The organism is Variovorax paradoxus EPS, assembly GCF_000184745.1.
Lineage (GTDB): Bacteria > Pseudomonadota > Gammaproteobacteria > Burkholderiales > Burkholderiaceae_C > Variovorax > Variovorax paradoxus_C.
Genome location: NC_014931.1, coordinates 3,613,124 through 3,629,239, shown reverse-complemented (window position 1 = coordinate 3,629,239; position 16,116 = coordinate 3,613,124). Strand labels below are relative to the sequence as shown.

The 16,116-nt window shown below is 68.1% G+C and carries 15 protein-coding genes; 13 read left to right on the top strand and 2 right to left on the bottom strand.

Annotated features, from left to right (window positions below; translation table 11 throughout):
• Positions 1-11 precede the first annotated feature (11 nt).
• From cbiB to VARPA_RS16795, 5 genes are read left to right on the top strand one after another with little or no spacing between them, the layout of a single operon-like run.
• Positions 12-980, top strand: a complete 969-nt coding sequence (gene cbiB / locus VARPA_RS16815; protein WP_013541780.1) for an adenosylcobinamide-phosphate synthase CbiB — start codon at positions 12-14, stop codon at positions 978-980.
• Positions 977-1,987: an aminotransferase class I/II-fold pyridoxal phosphate-dependent enzyme gene (locus VARPA_RS16810; protein ID WP_013541779.1), complete on the top strand. Its 1,011-nt coding sequence runs from the start codon at positions 977-979 to the stop codon at positions 1,985-1,987. The genes cbiB and VARPA_RS16810 overlap by 4 nt, the downstream gene beginning before the upstream one ends.
• 4 nt (positions 1,988-1,991) lie before the next feature.
• Positions 1,992-2,345: a CidA/LrgA family protein gene (locus VARPA_RS16805; RefSeq protein WP_013541778.1), complete on the top strand. Its 354-nt coding sequence runs from the start codon at positions 1,992-1,994 to the stop codon at positions 2,343-2,345.
• The gene (locus VARPA_RS16800; RefSeq protein ID WP_013541777.1) at positions 2,342-3,070 is read left to right on the top strand and encodes an LrgB family protein; all 729 of its coding nucleotides are present in this window, start codon (positions 2,342-2,344) and stop codon (positions 3,068-3,070) included. The genes VARPA_RS16805 and VARPA_RS16800 overlap by 4 nt, the downstream gene beginning before the upstream one ends.
• 34 nt (positions 3,071-3,104) lie before the next feature.
• The gene (locus VARPA_RS16795; RefSeq protein ID WP_013541776.1) at positions 3,105-3,575 is read left to right on the top strand and encodes an OsmC family protein; all 471 of its coding nucleotides are present in this window, start codon (positions 3,105-3,107) and stop codon (positions 3,573-3,575) included.
• A 40-nt stretch (positions 3,576-3,615) separates the two neighbouring features.
• Here VARPA_RS16795 and VARPA_RS16790 read toward each other — a convergent pair whose 3' ends face one another.
• Entirely contained in the window at positions 3,616-4,530 is a 915-nt protein-coding gene (locus VARPA_RS16790; protein WP_013541775.1) for a LysR family transcriptional regulator, read from the bottom strand.
• Positions 4,531-4,721: 191 nt separating this feature from the next.
• Between VARPA_RS16790 and VARPA_RS16785 the strand changes: the two genes are divergently transcribed.
• The 4 genes from VARPA_RS16785 to VARPA_RS16770 all read left to right on the top strand — a co-directional run bounded on the left by VARPA_RS16785 (position 4,722) and on the right by VARPA_RS16770 (position 11,861).
• Positions 4,722-5,600, top strand: coding sequence for an alpha/beta hydrolase (locus VARPA_RS16785; protein WP_013541774.1), 879 nt, complete (start codon positions 4,722-4,724; stop codon positions 5,598-5,600).
• Between the two features lie 151 nt (positions 5,601-5,751).
• Positions 5,752-7,008, top strand: a complete 1,257-nt coding sequence (locus VARPA_RS16780; RefSeq protein ID WP_013541773.1) for an efflux RND transporter periplasmic adaptor subunit — start codon at positions 5,752-5,754, stop codon at positions 7,006-7,008.
• Positions 7,009-7,061: 53 nt separating this feature from the next.
• Complete coding sequence (locus tag VARPA_RS16775; protein ID WP_013541772.1) at positions 7,062-10,349, top strand: efflux RND transporter permease subunit; 3,288 nt, start codon at positions 7,062-7,064, stop codon at positions 10,347-10,349.
• A gap of 30 nt (positions 10,350-10,379) precedes the next feature.
• Positions 10,380-11,861 (top strand): efflux transporter outer membrane subunit, encoded by a 1,482-nt coding sequence (locus tag VARPA_RS16770; protein ID WP_013541771.1) that lies wholly within the window; start codon positions 10,380-10,382, stop codon positions 11,859-11,861.
• Here VARPA_RS16770 and VARPA_RS16765 read toward each other — a convergent pair.
• On the bottom strand, positions 11,830-12,072 hold the full coding sequence (locus VARPA_RS16765; RefSeq protein WP_013541770.1) for a hypothetical protein: 243 nt from the start codon (positions 12,070-12,072) through the stop codon (positions 11,830-11,832). The two genes, VARPA_RS16770 and VARPA_RS16765, sit on opposite strands and share 32 nt — an antisense overlap.
• A 156-nt stretch (positions 12,073-12,228) precedes the next feature.
• Here VARPA_RS16765 and VARPA_RS16760 point away from each other — a divergent pair, with 156 nt between their 5' ends.
• The 4 genes from VARPA_RS16760 to VARPA_RS16745 are packed head-to-tail and all read left to right on the top strand — an operon-like array spanning position 12,229 to position 16,092.
• Positions 12,229-13,695, top strand: coding sequence for a cobyric acid synthase (locus VARPA_RS16760; protein ID WP_013541769.1), 1,467 nt, complete (start codon positions 12,229-12,231; stop codon positions 13,693-13,695).
• The gene (gene cobT, locus VARPA_RS16755) at positions 13,692-14,732 is read left to right on the top strand and encodes a nicotinate-nucleotide--dimethylbenzimidazole phosphoribosyltransferase (protein ID WP_013541768.1); all 1,041 of its coding nucleotides are present in this window, start codon (positions 13,692-13,694) and stop codon (positions 14,730-14,732) included. Before VARPA_RS16760 ends, cobT begins: the two co-directional genes overlap by 4 nt.
• Positions 14,733-14,737: 5 nt before the next feature.
• On the top strand, positions 14,738-15,532 hold the full coding sequence (locus VARPA_RS16750; protein WP_013541767.1) for an adenosylcobinamide-GDP ribazoletransferase: 795 nt from the start codon (positions 14,738-14,740) through the stop codon (positions 15,530-15,532).
• Positions 15,529-16,092 (top strand): histidine phosphatase family protein, encoded by a 564-nt coding sequence (locus tag VARPA_RS16745; RefSeq protein WP_013541766.1) that lies wholly within the window; start codon positions 15,529-15,531, stop codon positions 16,090-16,092. Before VARPA_RS16750 ends, VARPA_RS16745 begins: the two co-directional genes overlap by 4 nt.
• Positions 16,093-16,116 lie beyond the last annotated feature (24 nt).

The window sequence follows — 16,116 nt, the reverse complement described above, 5'->3', positions numbered from 1 at the left end:
TGACGGCCCCCATGCCTGCTCTCTCCTTCACCCATGCCCTCATCGCCATCGCGGCGCTCTGGCTCGCGCTGGCCATCGACCGCTGGCTGGGTGAGCCCCCCGCGCGCTTGCACCCGGTGGTATGGATGGGGCAGTACCTTGGCTGGATCGGCTCGCACATCGCGCCGGAGCCCCACAAGGTGAAGCGCGTGGACTTGCCCGTCTTTTTCATCGGCGCGCTGACGTGGTGCCTCGGTGGCATGGCGGCCTGGTGCGCGGCGCAGCTGCTGCAATCGCTCGTTACGCTGTACCTTCCCGCATGGGCCGCAGCGGTGCTGCTGGGGCTGCTGTTGAAACCGCTCTTCGCATGGCGAATGCTGCGCGACGAAGTGCTCGCGGTCGAGGCGGCGCTGGCCGTGTCGCTCGACGCGGGACGGGCGCAACTGGCCCGGCTGGTGAGCCGCGATGTGTCCGCGCTCAGCGAGCGCGAGGTGCGCGAGAGCGCGATCGAATCGCTGGCCGAGAACCTCAACGACTCGCTGGTGGCGCCGCTGTTCTGGTTCGTCCTGCTCGGCCTGCCGGGCGCGGCGCTCTACCGCTTCGCCAACACGGCCGATGCGATGTGGGGCTACCGGGGGCTGCGCAATGGCCGCGACTGGACGTGGCTCGGCAAATGGGCTGCGCGCGCCGACGATGTGCTTTCGTGGCTTCCCGCGCGCATCACCGTGCTGCTGCTGGCCTCGGTGGCATGGCAATGGCCGAGGGATCTGGGCCGCGAGGCGCGCCGCACGCCGTCGCCCAACAGCGGTTGGCCGATGGCGGCGATGGCGTTGCTGGTCGGCGTGCGGTTGGCAAAACCTGGCGTCTACACCTTGAACGGGGAAGGGCGCAAAGCCGCTGCAGAGGACACGCGGCGCACAGCGGTGCTCGGAGGCAGGGCGGTGCTGGCGGCCGGCGTGTTCGCATCGGCGGCGATCGTTGCGATGGCAGGGTGGCCATGACATTGACCCATGCCCTGCACGGCGGCCCCGACGAAACCGGCGCGGCGCCGCATGACTTCTCGACCAATGGCAACGCGGTCGGTGCGTGCCCGGCGGCGGTGGCTGCATTGCGCGCGATCGACGCTGCGCACTATCCCGATCCGCGCTACACGTCGTTGCGCGAAAGGCTGGCTGCCTTTCACGGCGTTGCGGGCGAGCGCATCGTGATCGCTGCGAGCGCGAGCGAATTCATCCATCGCATCAGTGCGGCGGTCGCGCAAGGTGGCAGGCGGCAGGTCTGGCTGCCGGCGCACAGCTATGGCGACTACGAGCGCGCGGCGCAAGCCTGGGGTCTCCAGGTGCTGCGCGCGCCGGAGCCGCATTGCGATGCGGCGCTGCACTGGTGCTGCGAGCCGTCGAGCCCGCTGGGGCAGGCGCAGGAAGATCTCGTATTGCACGCCGATGCAGGCAGCACCTGCGTGCTCGACATGGCCTACGAACCGCTGCGCCTCGAAGGCCGGGCTTCGCTCGATGACGCACAGCGCAACCGGCTCTGGCAACTGTGGACGCCGAACAAGGCCATGGGCCTCACCGGCATCCGCGCCGCCTATGCGATCGCACCCGACGACGCTACCGCCGCGCCCTTGATGCAGCGGCTCGAACGACTCGCACCGTCATGGCCCATCGGCGCCCACGGCGTGGCGCTGCTCGACACCTGGATTGGCGACGAAGCCCAAGCCTGGCTCGCCCAAAGCCTGCACACCCTGCGAACCTGGAAAGCGCAACAACGCGCCCTCTGCGAATCGCTGAACTGGCAGTGCCTCCCCAGCGACGCCAATTTCTTCTGCGCCCGCACCGACACCCCATACCCCCGGCTCGCCACCGCCTTGCGCGCCGACGGCATCAAGCTGCGCGACTGCGCCTCCTTCGGCCTGCCGGGCCACGTGCGCCTGGGCGTGCTGCCGCCGCAGAGCCAGGAGGCGCTGAAGCAGGCCTGGACACGCGCAGCCGCTTGCACCGAAGATTGAAAACATGCTCTACGCCATCACCTCGCTTTTCCTTTGCCAGCTGGCCGGCGAACTGCTCGTGCAGTGGCTGGGCCTGCCGATTCCGGGTCCGCTGATCGGCATGGTGCTGATGTTCATCGCGCTGCTCGTGCGCGGCGGCGTGCCGCAGGCGCTGACCGATACCTCGGGCCATCTGCTGCGCAACCTGATGCTGCTGTTCATTCCGGCCGTGACCGGCGTCATGTTGCATTTCGAGCGGGTGGGGCGCGAGTGGCTGCCGTTTCTTGCGGCCGGCATTCTGGGCGCGGCCTTCACCATGACGGTCACCGCGCTCACCTTTCGCTGGATGATCCGCATCACAGGGAAGAACGCCGAATGAGCGCCCCGGCAAAGCTTTCCGAAATCTGGGTCTTTCTTGCGCAGTCGCCGCTGCTGTGGCTGTCGCTCACGCTGCTCGCGTATCTGGGCGCGCTGTGGCTGCATCGGCGCAGCGGCGCGAATCCGATGGTCAACCCGGTGCTGATCTCCGTCGTCGTCATCGTGACGGTGCTGCTCATAACGCGCACGCCCTACGACACGTACTTCGAAGGCGCGAAGTTCGTGCACTTCCTGATCGGCCCCGCGACCGTGGCGCTGGCGGTGCCGCTCTACGGCCAGATCGCGCGGCTGCGGCGGCTGTGGCTGCCGATCGGTGTCGCGCTGCTGATGGGCTCCGTGGCTGCCATCGTCTCGGCGATCGGCATCGCGTGGGCGCTGGGCGGCTCGCACGAACTGATCATGTCGCTCGCATCGAAGTCGGCCACGATGCCCATCGCAATGGGCGTGGCCGAGAAGATCGGCGGCCTGCCGTCGTTGGCCGCGGTGGCGGCTGCGGTGGCCGGCATCTCGGGCGCGATCATGGCGACGGGCCTGTTGAACCTGCTGCGCATCAAGGAGCCCGCGGTGCGCGGCTTTGCAGTCGGCATGGCGGCGCATGGCATCGGCACTGCGCGGGCCATCCAGGTGAACGAAACTGCTGGGGCTTTTTCGGCGCTGGCGATGGGACTGAACGGCATTGCGACGGCGCTGCTGGTGCCGTTGCTGGTCAAGCTGCTGGGCGCTTGATCCGCAACAAAAACTGCAAAGGAGAACGACGACCATGTCCGAATACACCGCAGAGGTCCTCTGGCAGCGAGGCGATCAGGACTTTCTGGCCAACACCTACAGCCGCAAGCACTCGCTGCGCTTCGACGGCGGCGCGGAGTGGGCGGGTTCTTCGTCGCCTCACGTGGTGCCGCTGCCGTTCTCCGATGCATCGGCGGTCGACCCCGAAGAAGCCTTCGTCGCGTCGCTGTCGAGCTGCCACATGCTCTGGTTTCTGACGATGGCGGTGAAGCGCAAGTTCTGCGTCGACCGTTACTTCGACGCAGCCAGCGGCGTCATGGAAAAGAACGCCGACGGCAAGATGGCTATGACTGTGGTCACGTTGCGGCCGCAGGTTTCCTTCTCGGGCGAGAACCTGCCCACGCGCGAGCAGATCGAGCACATGCATCACCGGGCGCATGAAGAGTGCTTCATCGCGAATTCGGTGAAGACCGATGTGCGGTGCGAGCCGGTCTATCTGTCGTAGCAGCGGCGCCGCGGTGCGAGGTTCGCGCCGGACGTGAGCCTCAACGCCGCTGCAGCCTCGGGTTCTTGGCGAACAAATCCGCCGCCCAGTCCACGAACGCCCGCACCTTCGCGCTCAGGTGGCGGTTCGGCGGATAGACGACGTGAATCGGCAGCGGATCGCGGCTCCAGTCGGCCAGCACCTCGACCAGCTCGCCGCTTTCCAGGTGCGGATCGGCCATGAAGGTGATGCACTGCGAAATGCCGAAGCCGCCAAGCACCGCCGCCATATGAGCATTGCTTTCGTTCACCGACACGCGGTACGGCCCGTTCAGCTCGATGCGCTCGTCGCCCTTGTGGAACTCGTGCGGGTAGATGCGCCGCGTGGTGCCCGAGAAGTAGCTCACCACCGTGTGGCGCTTTTCGATGTCGTTCGGATGCGCTGGTGTGCCGTAGCGCTTGATGTACGCAGGCGAGGCCACCGTCACGAAATGCAGCGTGCCGATGCGGCGGGCCACGAGCGACTGGTCGCTGAGTTCGCCCGCGCGGATCACGCAGTCGACGTTGTCGCTGATGAGGTCGACGGTGCGGTCGCTCACGCCCAGGTCGACCTGGATGTCGGGGTAGCGGTCGCAGAAGCTGGCGAGGTTGGGCAGGATGATCTGCCGGGCCACCGATGTGCCGACGTCGATGCGCAGCCGCCCCGTGGGGCTGGCCTGCGCATTGGTCATGCTGGCCTCCATGTCGTCGAAGTCGTTCAGGAGGCGGGCGGCGCGTTCGAAGTAGGCGGCGCCGTCGGGCGTGACCGTCACGCGGCGTGTGGTTCGGTTCAGGAGCTTGACGCGCAGGCGCGATTCCAGCGCCTGGATCTGCTTGGTGACCGTGCCTTTGGGCAGGGCGAGTGAATCGGCGGCACGGGTGAATGTGCCGGCTTCCACCACGCGGACAAAGATCCGCATTGCCTGGATCTGATCCATTGAATGCCTGTGAATGCCTGTTGAGGGGGCCGGCCCACGCCGGAGGGAGGCGGATTCTCACACAAGGCGCTCAACCCCCTGTGGCATACGGATTGTTAGCCGTTTGGAAACAGAGTGGGGTCAGCTTGCCTGTTTCATGTCACACACGGCGCCTTATATTTCAACCATCGCCCATCACCCTGAGGTCGTCCATGTCACCCGTTCCATCGTCACGTTCTGCCGAAGCTGCCGCTGCTGCTGCCGCGGTGCAAGGCGTGGAAGCCGATCTGCTGATCGAGCTGCCCGGTCGCGAACCGGTGGCCGCCCGTGTCTACGGACAGCGCGCCAAGAGCGACACGGCACCCCTGGTGCTGCATTTCCATGGCGGCACATTCGTGTGCGGCGGCCTGGACAACGGGCGCAACGTGGGCCGGCTGCTGGCCGGCGCGGGCGCGGTGGTGGTTTCGCTGGCCTATCCGCTGGTGCCGTTCCCCGAGCCCATCGAAGTCGGCTATGCCGCCCTTGAATGGCTCTACAAGCAACGCAACAAGCTGGGCGGCAAGGGCGCGCTGGTTTATCTGGCCGGCGAAGAAGCCGGTGGCAACCTGGCCGCGGCCGTTGCGCTGATCGCTCGCGACCGAGCCCATCCGCCGGTGGCGGGCCAGATCCTGCTGTCGCCGATGCTCGATCCGTGCGCAGGCACCGCGTCGCTGCGCAAGGCGACCAACGATGAGCCCGAATGCCGCTGGGCCAGCGGTTGGGAAAAGTATTTGAGCTGCCCCTCGAACGCGACGCACCCCTATGCGGTGCCGAGTGGGTCGCTGCGCCTCTCCGCATTGGCACCCGCGCTGGTGCTGGTGGGGCAGGACGACGCGATGCGCGACGAAGCCATGACCTTCGCAGGCCGATTGCGCGCGGCCGGCATCGAGGTCACCAGCAGCGTGCTGCCCGGCGCCGCGAACTGGCCCAGAGCGCTGTACGACCCTGAAAACGAGGGTTGTCGGGACTGTGCGGCCAACGTGCAGCAGCACTTTCGCGAGTTCTTCAGCGCCACGACGCCGCCTCCTCCCGCGGCACCCGAGCCCAGCTAGACCCGCAAGAGTCAGCACCGCCCACTGACAGCCGCCGCCTCTCCTCTGAGGCGGGCGTCGGGCCCCTTTTTTCCCTGAAATCCGCCTCCTGGTGCCAAAAGCACCGGGGTGGCCTGTTGCATCCCAAAAAGTCATCGAGAAGGACGAAATCATGTCGAACAACGAACAACACAAGCTGTCTTCCGCCGCCCGCAAGAGCCTCTGGCCCGCCGTGACCGGCCTCACCGCACTGCTGGCGGTCGCCGCCGCGGTCGTGGGCATGTACAGCTTCAAGGCCGAGGCCACGGCACCGGTCGCGGCGCAGCAGGGCACGCCGGTGTCGGTCGCGACCGTCGCGTCGAGCGAGATCAATGCGTGGGACGAGTTCTCGGGCCGCCTCGAAGCGGTCGAACGCGTCGACGTGCGCTCCCGCGTGGCGGGCGCCGTGCAGGCGGTGCACTTCCGTGAAGGCGCGCTGGTGAAGCAGGGCGACCTGCTGATCACCATCGACCCCGCACCGTATGCCGCCGAAGTGGAGCGTGCCGAAGCCCAGGTCGCCTCGGCGCAGGCCCGCCAAGCGTTCAGCCGCAGCGAGCAGGAGCGCGCCAGGCGCCTGTGGGACGAGCAGGCCATCGCACAGCGTGAGCTCGACGAGCGCGTGAACGCCGGCCGCGAAGCCGAAGCCAACCTGCGCGCCGCGCAGGCCTCGCTGCAGACCGCACGCCTGAGCCTGGGCTACACCCAGGTGCGGGCGCCGGTGTCCGGCCGCATCGGCAAGCTCGAAGTGACGGTGGGCAACCTCGTCGCCGCGGGCCCCGGCGCACCGGTGCTGACCACGCTGGTGTCGGTGAGCCCGATCTACGCGAGCTTCGATGCCGACGAGCAGGTCGTCACCCGCGCCCTGAAGGACCTGCCGGCCAACGCCGGCGCCCGCGGCCAGATCGACACGATTCCCGTGCAGATGGGCACTGCCGGCCTCGAAGGCACGCCTTTCACCGGCAAGCTGCAGCTGATCGACAACCAGGTCGACGCCCGCAGCGGCACCGTGCGTGTGCGCGCCTCGTTCGACAACAAGGACGGCGCGCTCATCCCCGGCCAGTTCGCCCGCATCCGCATGGGCCAGGCGCGCAACGACACCGCGCTGCTGGTGAGCGAACGCGCCATCGGCACCGACCAGAACAAGAAGTTCGTGATGGTCGTGGGTGAAGACAACAAGGCGGTCTACCGCGAAGTGGCGCTCGGCGCTTCCATCAACGGCCTGCGCGTCGTGAGCAAGGGCCTGAAGGCCGGCGATCGCGTCGTGGTCAACGGCCTGCAGCACATCCGCCCGGGTGCGCTGGTGGTGCCGCAGAACGTGACGATGGACGCCAAAGCGGATGCCGCCAAGCAACAACAACCGGAACGCGTGGCCGAAGCCGCGAAGTCCTGAATCGAATTCGATGAACTCGGAGGGGACGCTTTTGCGTCCGCCGGAGAACCAACATGAATCTCTCTAAATTCTTCATCGACCGGCCGATCTTTGCCGGCGTGCTGTCGCTATTGATGCTGATAGCCGGCCTGATCGCGCTGCGCGGGCTGCCGATCTCGGAATACCCGGAAGTCGCGCCGCCTTCGGTGGTGGTGCGCGCCCAGTACCCGGGCGCCAACCCCAAGGTGATCGCCGAAACCGTTGCGACTCCGCTCGAAGAGCAGATCAACGGCGTCGAAGGCATGCTCTACATGGGCAGCCAGGCAACGACCGACGGCGTGCTCACGCTGACCGTCACGTTCCGCCTCGGCACCGACCCGGACAAGGCCCAGCAGCTTGTGCAGAACCGCGTCTCGCAAGCCGAACCGCGCCTGCCCGAGGAAGTGCGGCGCCTGGGCATCACGACCGTCAAGAGCGCGCCCGACCTGACGATGGTGGTCCACCTCGTCTCGCCGAACAACCGCTACGACATCAACTACCTGCGCAACTACGCGGTGCTGAATGTGAAGGACCCGCTCGCGCGCATCGAAGGCGTGGGCCAGGTGCAGATCTTCGGCGGCGGCGATTACTCGATGCGAGTCTGGCTCGACCCGCAGAAGGTCGCGCAGCGCGGCCTCTCGGCGAGCGACGTGGTGGCTGCGATCCGCGGCCAGAACGTGCAGGCCGCGGCCGGCGTGGTCGGCGCATCGCCGGGCCTCTCGGGCGTGGACATGCAGCTCTCCATCAATGCGCAAGGGCGCCTGCAGAGCGAAGAAGAATTCGGCGACATCATCGTCAAGAGCGGCACCGACGGCGCCGTGACGCGCCTGCGCGACATCGGCCGCCTCGAAATGGGCGCTGCCGACTACTCGCTGCGTTCGCTGCTGAACAACGACCCGGCCGTCGGCATGGGTGTGTTCCAGGCTCCGGGCTCCAACGCGCTCGACATCTCGGCCAACGTTCGCAAGACGATGGAAGAGCTCAACAAGAACATGCCGGAAGGCCTGGAATACCGCATCGCCTACGACCCGACGCAGTTCGTGCGTGCGTCCATCGAATCGGTGATCCACACGCTGCTCGAAGCCATCGCGCTGGTGGTGCTGGTCGTGATCCTGTTCCTGCAGACGTGGCGCGCGTCGATCATTCCGCTCTTGGCCGTGCCGGTGTCGGTGATCGGTACCTTCGCGGTGCTGCACGTCCTCGGTTTCTCGATCAATGCGCTGAGCCTCTTCGGGCTGGTGCTGGCGATCGGCATCGTGGTGGACGACGCCATCGTGGTGGTGGAGAACGTCGAGCGGAACATCGAGGCCGGGCTCACGCCGCGTGAAGCGACCTACCGGGCGATGCGCGAAGTGTCCGGGCCCATCATCGCGATCGCGCTGGTGCTGGTGGCCGTGTTCGTGCCGCTGGCTTTCATCAGCGGTCTCACGGGCCAGTTCTATCGCCAGTTCGCGGTGACCATCGCGATCTCGACGGTGATCTCGGCGATCAACTCACTGACGCTGTCGCCGGCTCTTGCTGCATTGCTGCTGCGCGGTCACGACCAGCCCAAAGACGCGTTGACGCGCGGCATGGACAAGGCCTTCGGCTGGCTCTTCCGCGGCTTCAACAAGCTGTTCCATCGTGGTTCGGAGGCCTACAGCGGCGGCGTGAAGAACGTCATCTCTCGCAAGGCGCTGATGCTGGCGATCTACGTCGCGCTGATCGCGGTGACCTTCGGTCTCTTCAAGGCGGTGCCCGGCGGCTTCGTGCCGGCGCAGGACAAGCAGTACCTCATCGGTTTTGCCCAACTGCCCGACGGCGCCACGCTCGACCGCACCGACGAAGTGATCCAGCGCATGGGCGAGATCATGAAGAAGAACCCGAACGTGGAAGACGCCATCGCCTTCCCGGGCCTGTCGATCAACGGCTTCACCAACAGCTCGAACTCGGGCATCGTGTTCGCCACGCTCAAGCCCTTCGACCAGCGCAAGCGCGCCGACCAGAGCGGCGGTGCGGTGGCGGGCCAGCTCAACGGTGCCTTCTCGAGCATCCAGGACGCCTTCATCGTGATGTTCCCGCCGCCCCCGGTGGCGGGCCTGGGCACCACGGGCGGCTTCAAGCTGCAGATCGAAGACCGCGCCTCGGTCGGCTACGACCAGATGGACGCCGCGGTGAAGGCCTTCATGGCCAAGGCGTACGCCACGCCCGAGCTCACGGGCATGTTCACGAGCTGGCAGGTCAACGTGCCGCAGCTCTATGCGGACATCGACCGCACCAAGGCCCGCCAGCTCGGCGTGCCGGTGACGGACATCTTCGACACGATGCAGATCTACCTGGGTAGCCTGTACGCCAACGACTTCAACAAGTTCGGCCGCACGTACTCCGTGCGCGTCCAGGCCGATGCGCCTTACCGCGCCCGTGCCGAAGACGTGGGCCTCTTGAAGGTGCGCTCGACTTCGGGCGAGATGGTGCCGCTGGCCGCGCTGATGAAGGTCAACTCGACCTTCGGCCCGGAACGCGCCATGCGCTACAACGGCTACCTTGCGGCCGACATCAACGGCGGTCCGGCCCCCGGCTATTCGTCGGGCCAGGCGCAGGACGCGATCACCAAGATCGCGGCCGAGACGCTGCCCAAGGGCGTGAGCTTCGAGTGGACCGAGCTGACGTACCAGGAAATCCTGGCCGGCAACTCCGCCTTCCTGGTGTTCCCGCTGGCCATCCTGCTGGTGTTCCTGGTGCTGGCTGCCCAGTACGAGAGCCTGACGTTGCCGATCGCGATCATCTTGATCGTGCCCATGGGCATCATGGCCGCGATGGCGGGCGTATGGATATCGGGGGGTGACAACAACGTCTTCACGCAGATCGGGTTGATCGTGCTGGTGGGGCTGAGTGCGAAGAACGCAATTTTGATCGTGGAGTTCGCACGGGAGCTGGAGTTCGCCGGACGCACGCCCATCCAGGCCGCGATCGAAGCGAGCCGCCTGCGCCTGCGCCCCATTCTCATGACCTCGCTGGCCTTCGTGATGGGTGTGCTGCCCCTGGTGCTCTCGACTGGCGCGGGCTCGGAGATGCGCAAGGCCATGGGCGTGGCGGTGTTCGCCGGAATGATCGGCGTGACGGCCTTCGGCCTGTTCCTGACGCCGGTGTTCTATGTGCTGCTGCGCCGCCTGGCGGGCAACAAGCCGCTCAAGCTGCATGGCGAAGTGCCGCATGGCGAGGAGTTCGTGTCGGCGGGCCATCCGGCCGCTCCGGCACCTTCGTCTTCGCACGGTGGTTCGGGCGGTGGCGGGCTGCACCCGGTGCCGGCCTCGCCGCGTCCCTCGCACGAGTCGCATGACTGATCGCACAACCGATCAAGAAGAAAGTTCATCATGAAATTCGCATTCCAACCTTGGGTCCGCGGCGCCTTGCTGCCGCTGGTTGCAGCCCTGGCACTGGCCGGCTGCGCCACTGTGCCTTCGGGCGTGCCGGAGATCCAGACCACGGCGCAGTTCAAGGAGCAGGGCGCCACGCCGCCCGCCGGCTTCACGAAGGCGCTGCCTTCCGAGGCGCAGGCACGCGGCGCCTGGTGGCTGGCGTTCAACGACCCGGTGCTCAATGCGCTGGTCGAGAAGGCCGACGTCAACAACAACAACATCCAGGGCGCAGCGGCGCGGCTGGCCGAGGCCCGCGCGCTGGCGCGCAGTGCCAACGCCGACCGGCTGCCGCAGATCGGCCTGGGCGCTGGCGCCAACCGTGGCGGGGGCCTGGACAAGGCTTCGGCCAGCGTCAGGCCGGGCACGATGACCAACATCGGCGCCACGTTCTCTTATGAGGTCGACCTGTTCGGCCGCCTCTCGGGCGCCAGCAACGCGGCCAAGCTCGACGCCGCCGGCCGCGAAGGCCTGCTGCAGAGCACGCGGCTCGCGGTGCAGGCCGAAGTGGCGCAGACCTACCTGCAACTGCGCGCGCTCGACGCCGAACGCGCACTGATGCGCGAAACGGTCGAGGCCTACAGCGACACGCTGCGCCTGACGCAGCGCCGCCAGGCGGCCGGCGACATCGCCGAGCTCGACGTGGCGCGGGTGCAGACCGAGGTGTCGTCCACCGAATCGGATGCGCTGGCGCTCGACCGCCAACGCGCCCAGGTCGAGCATGCGCTCGCGGTGCTGGTGGGCGATTCGGCCTCCAGCTTCGGTGTGCGCACCGACGAGTGGGCGACGGCGCTGCCTGCCATTCCGCCCGGCGTTCCCGGCACGGTGCTCACGCGCCGGCCCGACGTGTCGGCGGCGCAGAACGCGGTACTTGCGGCGCAGGCCCGCGTGGGCGTGGCGCAAACCGCGTGGTTCCCGGACATCTCGCTGACCGGCGCGGCCGGCTACGCTTCGCCCGAGATCGGCGACCTCTTCAAGTGGTCGGCCCGCTCGTGGGGCGTGGGCGCGCTGCTGTCGCTGCCGATCTTCGACGGCGGCCGCCGCGAGGCCGGCGTGCAGGGCGCCAACGCCCAGCTCGACGGCGCGCTCGCCAGCTATCGCACGCAGGTGCTGGTGGCGTTCCAGGAGGTCGAAGACCAGCTGGCCGCGATCCGCATCCTGCAGGAGCAGTCGGTGGTGCAGGCCAAGGCGGTGTCGTCGGCCCAGCGGGCGACGAGCCTGTCGGACACGCGCTACCGCAACGGCTACATCAGCCAGCTCGACCTGCTCGACGCACGCCGCAGCGAACTGCGCAACCGGCGCCAGGCGCTGCAGGTGAAGTCGGCGCAGTACCAGGCGGCTGTGGGCCTGATCCGCGCGATAGGCGGTACGTGGGAAGTGCCGGCGGCAACCGCTTCGGCTGCATCGGCTACAGCGACGCAGAAGGTGGCGACGCGCTGATCTTCTGGAGCTCCGCGACGCCCAGGGCCAGGGCGTTGGAGTGGCTGGCCTGCGGCTTGGCGGCCGAGCGGAACACCCGGTAATCGAGGGTGTCGCGGGTGTCGTGAAGGTCTGAATGGCCGCTGTTGTCGAGGGCTTCGAGCAGGGTCCAGTAGAACTGGCCCGGCTCGCGTTCCTCGACCGTGAGCGCCAGGTCGTTGAGGGCAGGCATGGGTCCGTGATCGCAAGGCATTGGGATGTCTTGTATACGGATTAGCGCCACCCCCGGATTCAAAACGCAACCGCATCTCCGGGCGCCTGCGTGAAAGATGCCGCATTTCGGCCACCCGACTCGGGGGCGCGCCGGCGCTCAACGACAATCCGGCCCATGAGTTCAACGGCGAAAAGCAGGCTGGCGCGGTGCGTCATGGTCCTGGGCACCACCAGCGGAGCCGGCAAGAGCTGGCTGGCCACGGCGCTGTGCCGCTGGTATGCGCGGCAGGGGCTGAAAGTGGCGCCCTTCAAGGCTCAGAACATGAGCAACAACGCCCGCGTGGTCGATGGCGGCGAGATCGGCAGCGCCCAGTACTTCCAGGCCCTGGCCGCGAACGCCGTGCCCGATGTGCGCATGAACCCGCTGCTGCTCAAGCCCGAGCGCGACACCCACAGCCAGGTCGTCCTGATGGGGCAGGTGAGCGAGGCGCTCTCGGCCTTGCCCTGGCGCGGGCGCAGCGAGCGCGTGTGGCCGCAGATCGCCGGGGCGCTCGACGAATTGCGCGCCGAGAACGACGTGGTCGTGATCGAAGGCGCGGGCTCGCCGGCCGAGATCAACTTGATGACCAGCGACATCGTCAACCTGCGCGTGGCCCGCTACGCCGAGGCCCGCTGCCTGCTCGCGACCGACATCGACCGGGGCGGCGCCTTCGCCCATCTCTACGGCACCTGGGCGCTCTTGCCCGAGGCCGACCGTGCGCTGCTGCACGGCTTCGTGCTCAACAAGTTTCGCGGCGACGCCTCGCTGCTGTCGCCGGCGCCCGAGAAGCTGCAGGCGCTGACCGGCGTGCCCACGGTCGCAACGCTGCCGATGTGGTGGCAGCACGGCCTGCCCGAGGAAGACGGCGTGTTCGACGACCGCAGCCGTGCGAGCGGCAAGGTGACGACGACGGTGGCGGTCATTGCGTACCCGCGCATCAGCAATCTCGACGAGTTCCAGTCGCTCAAGAACGTGCCCGGCGTGCGGTTGCTTTGGGCGCGCACGCCCGCCGACGTGGCCGGCGCCGACTGGATCGTGCTGCCCGGCTCGAAGCACACGAGCGGCGACCTGGCCTGGATGCGTGCGCAGGGGCTGGACAGCGCCGTGGCCGCGCATGCCGCCCGGGGCGGCGTGGTGCTCGGCATCTGTGGCGGGCTGCAGATGCTGGGCGAGGCGCTGGTCGATCCGCACGGCATCGACGGCAACGCACCTGGCCTCGGCCTGCTGCCGCTGGTGACGGTGTTCGAGCGCGAGAAGACCGTGCGCCATCGCAAAGCCACCTTCGGCACGCTGAGCGGCGACTGGGTCGCTCTGTCAGATGTGCCGATGGCCGGCTACGAGATCCACCACGGCCAGACCACGGCCCACCCGCAGATGCTGCAGGACGGCCACGCCGTGATGCCCGAAGGGCTCGCCTGGCAGAACGCGCGCGGCAATGTGCTCGGGCTGTACCTTCACGGGCTGTTCGAGGACGCTGCGGTGCTGCATGCGCTGTTCGGCGCCGCGGCACCCACGCTCGACAGCACCTTCGACGGCCTGGCCGATTTCATCGAAACCCATTTCGATGCCGGCGTTCTGGCCGGCCTGATTGAACCCGCATGAACGACACGATTCCCTCCATCTCCGACATCACCGATGCCGCGCTGGCCGAGAGGCTGCAGAGCGCCATCGACAACAAGACCAAGCCGCTCGGCGCGCTGGGCAAGCTGGAAACGCTGGCCGTGCGGATCGGCACGATCCTGGGCAGCGAAGCGCCGGTGCTCGAAGCGCCGCAGATGCTGGTCTGCGCGGGCGACCATGGGCTGGCGGCCCGCGGCGTCTCCGCATATCCGAGCGATGTGACCTGGCAGATGGTCGAGAACTTCCTTGCCGGTGGCGCCGCGGTCAGCGTGCTGGCGCGCCAGCACGGGCTGGCGCTGACGGTGGTCGATTGCGGCGTGCGGCGGGACTTCCAGCCTCGTCCGGGGTTGGTGTCGCGGCGGATTGCTGCCGGGACGGCGGATGCGTCGACCGGCCCGGCGATGACCGCCGAGCAATGCGCGCAGGCCATCGCCAACGGACGCGAGGTGGTGCGCGCGCTGCCGGGCAATGCCTTGTTGCTGGGCGAGATGGGCATCGGCAACAGCTCGTCGGCGGCGCTGCTGCTGTCGCGGCTCGCTGGGCTGGACATCGGGGCCTGCACCGGTGCCGGCACAGGTCTCGATGCGGCGGGGCTCGCACGCAAGCGGGATGTGCTGCGCGAAGTGCTGGCTTTGCATTCGACGGCGACGGAACCGCTCGACGCGCTGGCTGCTTTCGGCGGCTTCGAAGTCGCCACGCTGGTCGGCGCCGTGCTGCAGGCGGCAGAGGAGCGCCGCGTGATCGTGGTCGACGGCTTCATCGCCAGCGCTGCCGTGCTGGTCGCGCAAGCGCTGCAGCCGCATGTGACGCAGCGCTGCGTGGCCGCGCACAGCTCGGCGGAGCCGGGCCATGCGCTGCTGCTGAAACACCTTGGACTTGAGCCCTTGCTGAACCTCGACCTGCGCCTGGGCGAAGGCTCGGGCGGCGCGCTGGCCTGGCCGCTGCTCGAATCGGCCTGCCGCATCCTGCGCGAGATGGCGAGCTTCGAGGCGGCGGGCGTGTCGCGCAAGGACGCTTGATTTTGATGAGCGGCATTCGCCACTTCCTGCTGGCGCTGCAGTTCTTCACGCGCGTGCCGGTGACGGGCTCGCTCGCGGCATGGGTCGGGTTCAGTCCGCAGATGTTGCGGGCGAGTGCGGCGCATCTGCCGGGCATCGGGTGGCTTGTGGGTGGAGTGGCGGCGCTGGTCTTCGTGGCCGTGGGCGTTGGATTGCAGAGCGTCGCAGGCGCGTTCGCCGCGGCGGTCTTGAGCACCGTCGCCACTGTGATGCTGACCGGCGCTTTCCATGAAGACGGCCTGGCCGATGTCGCAGATGGGCTCGGCGGCTCGGCCAACCGCGACCGCGCGCTGGAGATCATGAAAGACTCGCGCATCGGCGCCTTCGGTACGGTGGCGCTGGTGCTCGCGCTGGGCCTCAAGTTCGCGCTGCTCGCCACGCTGGCCGGGCGCGGGCTGGAGACGGTGGCCGTGGCCATCGTCGGGGCGCATGTGCTGTCGCGCCTCGCGCCGCTGTTCCTCATCCGCTGGCTGCCCTATGTGGGCGACAGCGGGGCGAGCAAGGCGAAGCCGCTGGCAGATGCGATCAGTGGTAGTGCGCTGGTCGTCGCGGTGCTGTGGTCGATTCCCGCCGTGGCGCTGCTGCTGTGCGCGCATGACGTGGTGCATGTCGTCGCGGCGCTGCTGGCCGTTGTCGTGGCCGCGGGCTGGATGGCGCGTCTTTTCATGCGTCGCCTGCAGGGCTTCACCGGCGACGGGCTGGGGGCGACCCAGCAGGTCTGCGAGTTGGCGATCTATCTGGCGCTCGCCTGGCAGGCATGAGAAAGCTCTGGCTGCTGCGCCACGCGCCCGTGATCGCGGAGCCCGGCCTCTGCTACGGCGCGACCGACCTTGAAGCGGAAGCCGAAGCCACGCTGGCCGCCGCACAACGCATCGCGCCTTTGCTGCCCGCCGGCATCGCGCTGCGCAGTTCGCCGCTGCGGCGTTGCGCCGCATTGGCCGGTGCCATCGCAGCGCTGCGTCCGGATCTGGTTGTGCAGCACGATGCCCGTTTGGCGGAGATGAGCTTCGGCGCGTGGGAAGGGCAGCCATGGTCCGCCATCGCGCGCGAGGAGTTCGAGGCCTGGACCGGCAATTTCGCCGACGGCATCGCCGGCGCGAACGGCGAGAGCGTGCGCGCATTCATGCGGCGCACGGCCGAGGCACACGATGAATGGCTGGCGGGCGAGGGCGATGCGCTCTGGGTCACCCACGCCGGCGTGCTGCGGGCGGTGACGCTGTTGCAGCGCGGCGTCCGCTGCCCGGAAGCCGCTGCCGACTGGCCGGCCGGCGAACTGGCATTCGGCGGCTGGTTGACCTTCGAGCATCCGCCGGTCGGGTGACTGCGACCCTCGGGCGAACTGCGG

What these genes read in the sequence shown, in the direction of transcription:
- cbiB (WP_013541780.1), top strand. Translation starts at nt 12, where the DNA reads ATGCCTGCTCTCTCCTTCACCCATGCCCTCATCGCCATCGCGGCGCTC.
- VARPA_RS16810 (WP_013541779.1), top strand. Translation starts at nt 977, where the DNA reads ATGACATTGACCCATGCCCTGCACGGCGGCCCCGACGAAACCGGCGCG.
- VARPA_RS16805 (WP_013541778.1), top strand. Translation starts at nt 1,992, where the DNA reads ATGCTCTACGCCATCACCTCGCTTTTCCTTTGCCAGCTGGCCGGCGAA.
- VARPA_RS16800 (WP_013541777.1), top strand. Translation starts at nt 2,342, where the DNA reads ATGAGCGCCCCGGCAAAGCTTTCCGAAATCTGGGTCTTTCTTGCGCAG.
- VARPA_RS16795 (WP_013541776.1), top strand. Translation starts at nt 3,105, where the DNA reads ATGTCCGAATACACCGCAGAGGTCCTCTGGCAGCGAGGCGATCAGGAC.
- VARPA_RS16790 (WP_013541775.1), bottom strand. Translation starts at nt 4,530, where the DNA reads ATGGATCAGATCCAGGCAATGCGGATCTTTGTCCGCGTGGTGGAAGCC.
- VARPA_RS16785 (WP_013541774.1), top strand. Translation starts at nt 4,722, where the DNA reads ATGTCACCCGTTCCATCGTCACGTTCTGCCGAAGCTGCCGCTGCTGCT.
- VARPA_RS16780 (WP_013541773.1), top strand. Translation starts at nt 5,752, where the DNA reads ATGTCGAACAACGAACAACACAAGCTGTCTTCCGCCGCCCGCAAGAGC.
- VARPA_RS16775 (WP_013541772.1), top strand. Translation starts at nt 7,062, where the DNA reads ATGAATCTCTCTAAATTCTTCATCGACCGGCCGATCTTTGCCGGCGTG.
- VARPA_RS16770 (WP_013541771.1), top strand. Translation starts at nt 10,380, where the DNA reads ATGAAATTCGCATTCCAACCTTGGGTCCGCGGCGCCTTGCTGCCGCTG.
- VARPA_RS16765 (WP_013541770.1), bottom strand. Translation starts at nt 12,072, where the DNA reads ATGCCTGCCCTCAACGACCTGGCGCTCACGGTCGAGGAACGCGAGCCG.
- VARPA_RS16760 (WP_013541769.1), top strand. Translation starts at nt 12,229, where the DNA reads ATGAGTTCAACGGCGAAAAGCAGGCTGGCGCGGTGCGTCATGGTCCTG.
- cobT (WP_013541768.1), top strand. Translation starts at nt 13,692, where the DNA reads ATGAACGACACGATTCCCTCCATCTCCGACATCACCGATGCCGCGCTG.
- VARPA_RS16750 (WP_013541767.1), top strand. Translation starts at nt 14,738, where the DNA reads ATGAGCGGCATTCGCCACTTCCTGCTGGCGCTGCAGTTCTTCACGCGC.
- VARPA_RS16745 (WP_013541766.1), top strand. Translation starts at nt 15,529, where the DNA reads ATGAGAAAGCTCTGGCTGCTGCGCCACGCGCCCGTGATCGCGGAGCCC.